Here is a 3,664-nt window from a genome sequence, read left to right on the forward strand (position 1 = left end):
CCTCGCCGCCGCCCGCGCAGAAGCCCGTGCCGCAGATCACCGGCATCACCCCCGGCGACTACGAGGGCTACTGCGACGAGCCCATCGGCTACCAGGCCACCGGCCGCATCACGCTGGCCGCCGGCGCGGCGCAGCAGGTCACGTACTGGTGGATCCTGGACGGCAGGCCGTGGCAGCGCCAGACCGTCGACTTCCCGGCCGGCAGCCGGCCGCGCACCCAGGACATCTCGGCCACCTGGACCCTCGACACGCCCAACGGCGGCTCCCACACCCTCGGCCTGATGACCGAGGGCGGACCGAGCGAGCCGGTCGAGCGTGACTTCACCTTCCGCTGCACCCCCGAGCCGAACCCGGCCACGCTCTCCTTCCAGTACATGCTCGCCCCCGTCCACACCGGCGTGTGCGACGGCTGGATGTCGCAGCGCGCCGAGGCGCTGGTCATGACCGACCGCGAGACCGACATCCGCTACCGGTTCGTCGTGGACGGCACGCCCCAGCCGGTCAGGAGCGAGCGGCTGCGGCCCGGCATCACCCAGAAGGTCGGCGACTTCTGGTACAGCCAGGCCAGGACCAGCGGCTCCGGCAACATCCGCTTCGAGGTGCTGAACCACAACAAGCCCACCTACACCGTCCCCTACAGCTGGACCTGCAAGGCCGCCACGCCCGGCACCGTCAGCATCACCGAGCTCCGTCCGATGGCCTACTACGGCAACTGCGCCACCGACCCGTACGTGACCGCGCACGGCACGTTCAAGGCCCCGGCCGGCTCCGAGGTCACCTACCGGTGGGTCATCGACGGCAAGCCGACCGAGGCCAAGACCCACAAGGTGGAGAGCGGCGGGATCCTCCAGGTGCAGGCCTGGTACTGGTACCGTCCGGAACGCAAGGACGGGACGGTCGCGCTGGAAGTGCTCAACCACGACCAGCCGAAGGCCGAAGCCGTCTACCCGGTCAACTGCCGGACCTGATCACGCTGTTCACGAGCGGGTGGTGAGCCTCCGGGCTCGCCACCCGCTTTCGCGTCTGTCCGTCAGGCGGACCTGGACAGGAGCGCGGTCAGCGCGCTGCGCGTGGTGACGCCGAGTTTGGCGTAGGCGTGGCTCAGGTGGTACTCGATCGTCTTCACGCTCAGCGTCAGCTCCCTGGCCACCTGCTGGTTCGTCAGGCCGGTGGCGACCAGCCTGGTCACCGCGTGTTCCTGCGGCGTCAGGCCCATCGGGTCGGCCCAGCGGCTCAGGCCGCACGCGGCCAGTTCCTGCGCGCAGCGCTCGGCGTACGGGCGGGCGCCGAGCGCGTCGAGCAGCGTGGCCGCCTGCCGCAGGTGGTGCGCGGCCGCGGTACGCCGGCCCGCGCGGCGCAGGAACGAGCCGTAGGCCAGGTGCAGGCGGGCCGACTCGAACGGCTGCTCCACCTTGCCTGCGTGCCGCAGACCGGCCTCGAACCGCTCCTCCGCACCCTCGTGATCACCCTCGGCGGCCAGCAGCGTGGCGCGGGCGCGGGCGAGCGCGGCCAGGACCGAGTGCCGGTGCCGCGCCTCGGCCGCCCGTTCGGAACGCTCCAGCAGCGCCCTCGCCCTGGCGTGCCTGCCCAGCGCGGTGTAGGCGTCGGCGAGCAGGTCGGCCCAGGGGAGCAGACCGGGCTCGGCGACGACGGCGAGCGCCGCGGCCCGGCCGCGCGTGACGGGCTTGCCGCCGGGGGAGAGCGTGCCCTCCCAGGGGGCGAGCGCGGTGATCACGGCGTCCGCGTCGCCGAGCGCGTTGGCCAGGCAGGCGCGGGCCCACGACAGGTGGGCGCGGGCGAGCAGGCCCGCGGCCGGGACGCGCACGTGCCTCTCCGCGCGGTCGGTCTCGCCGCGCACGGCGGCGATCGCGCCCGCCGTCGCGTGCGCCCACCCGGACAGCCACGCGTGGCCGCTCTCGTCGGCCAGCCCGGCCGCCGCCTCCGCGTACGACTGGGCCGCCTCCCAGTGCCCGAGACGGTGGTCGGCCTGGGCGAGTACGGTCCTGGTGACGATCTCGGCCGGGGTGGACAGCCGGTCGGCGCGGTCCAGCAGGCCGGTGAGGGTCGTCCGGGCGTTGACCAGGTCGTCCGACCACACCTGCAGGGCGGCGCGGGCGAGCGGGGCGGTCAGGTGCGGCGTCCCGAACGCGGCGGGCGCGACCATCTCCGCCGCCGGATCCCCTGCGCGCGCCGAAACCGTCCCGGGCGCGGTGTCGGTGCCGGCCCTGGTGCCGGTCTCGGTTTCGGTCGCGGCGGTGGCGGTGGCGGTGGCGGTGGGGGCGTCCGCGCGGTCGGCCCAGGTCGTGGCCGGCTCCAGGCGGCCTTCCGCCAGGTGGAGCAGGCACAGGTGGGCGCTGATCCGGCGGGCGAGCCGTTCCTGGCCGGGGCCGCAGTGGTCGTAGGCGTCGCCGAGGAGGTCCAGGGCCTCGGGCAGCCGGTCGGCGGCGTGGTGCACGGCGCCCCTGGCGTAGTTCGCGATCGCCCGGTCCGGGCAGCGGGCCAGGTCCGCGCTCAGTTCCGCCGCCTCGGCGACGCGGCCGTCGGCCAGCAGCGCGTCCACGGTCTCGGCCGTCAGCGCGTCACGCGCGCCCGGAGAGTCGGTCAGCCGCGCCGCGTGCGCCAGCTGCTCGGCCGTGTCCGCCCAGCGGCCGCCCGCGGCCAGGCGGCGCGCGTGGCTCGCCAGGTCGCTCGCCAGCCGGTGGTCGGCGCGGTCGGCGACCTGCACCCGGTGCCACAACCGCGCGCCCTCCTCGGGTACGAGTTCCGCCGCCCGCCGGTGCAGCCGGGTCCGCCGTGCCGGGCCGAGCCGCTGGTAGATGGCCGCGTGGGCGAGCCGGTCGGCGAACCTGATGCGCAACGACCCCACCGTACGCCGCTCGGTCACCAGCCCGGCGGCGACGGCCTCGTCCAGCGCGGCGAACGCATCAGCAGGATCGGCGGTCTCGGCCGCCACATCGCCGGCCACGTCAGCGGCCAGGTCGGCGGCCAGTGCGAACGGGCATTCCACGCCCAGCACCGCGGCCGCCGTGAGCAGGTCCGCCGCCTGCCGGGACAGCGGCGGCAACGCGTAGTGCGGCGGCGCGGGCAGCGGCACGGCCGGGTCGTCGAGCACGTCGGCGGGAACCTGGCCGAGCAGGGCGCGGGCGTGCAGCGGGTTGCCGTCGGTGTGCAGGCGCAGCCGTTCCGCGGCACGCGGGGTGATCGCGGAGCCGCTGAGCACCCGCAGATCGGACGCCGTCAGCCCGCCCAGCGGCAGGTGCACGGCCTGCTCGTCCCGGAGGAAACGCTCGAAACCGGCGGGCAGCGGGTGACCGGTGCGTACGGTGACGATCGTGAGCAGGCGGCGGCCGGGCGGCAGGCGGCGCAGCACGTGCGCCAGGGCGCGCAGGGACTCCGGGTCGGCCCAGTGGGCGTCGTCGACGACCAGGACCCGCGTGGCGTCGTCGCGCAGACAGTCGAGGTACCGAGCGAGCGACCCCGCCACTCCCGAGGCGAACACGGAACTCCCCGGCACGCCTCCTGAGGCCCCCGCGGCGAACGCCAGGCGTTCGGGGGAGGAGGTGGTGAGTCCGATGCGTTCGGCGAACGCGGCGGGCGTGAGTTGCGTGAGCAGCCCGTACGGCTGCGCCGCCTCCTCCTCCACCCCCCTCACCAGCCGCCACCC

Annotated in this window: 2 protein-coding genes; one reads left to right on the forward strand and one right to left on the reverse strand. The window is 75.3% G+C overall.

The features are described 5' to 3' along the window. Window positions 1-968: hypothetical protein (locus HII36_RS53940; RefSeq protein WP_173531163.1), on the forward strand; the 968-nt coding region annotated here is incomplete at its 5' end. 62 nt (window positions 969-1,030) lie between these two features. Here HII36_RS53940 and HII36_RS53945 read toward each other — a convergent pair. After that, window positions 1,031-3,664, reverse strand: a 2,634-nt coding sequence (locus HII36_RS53945; protein ID WP_217371107.1) for a helix-turn-helix transcriptional regulator, incomplete at its 5' end; no start/stop codon positions are given.

Source organism: Nonomuraea antri, from assembly GCF_013283785.1.
In the GTDB taxonomy this organism is placed as follows: domain Bacteria; phylum Actinomycetota; class Actinomycetes; order Streptosporangiales; family Streptosporangiaceae; genus Nonomuraea; species Nonomuraea antri.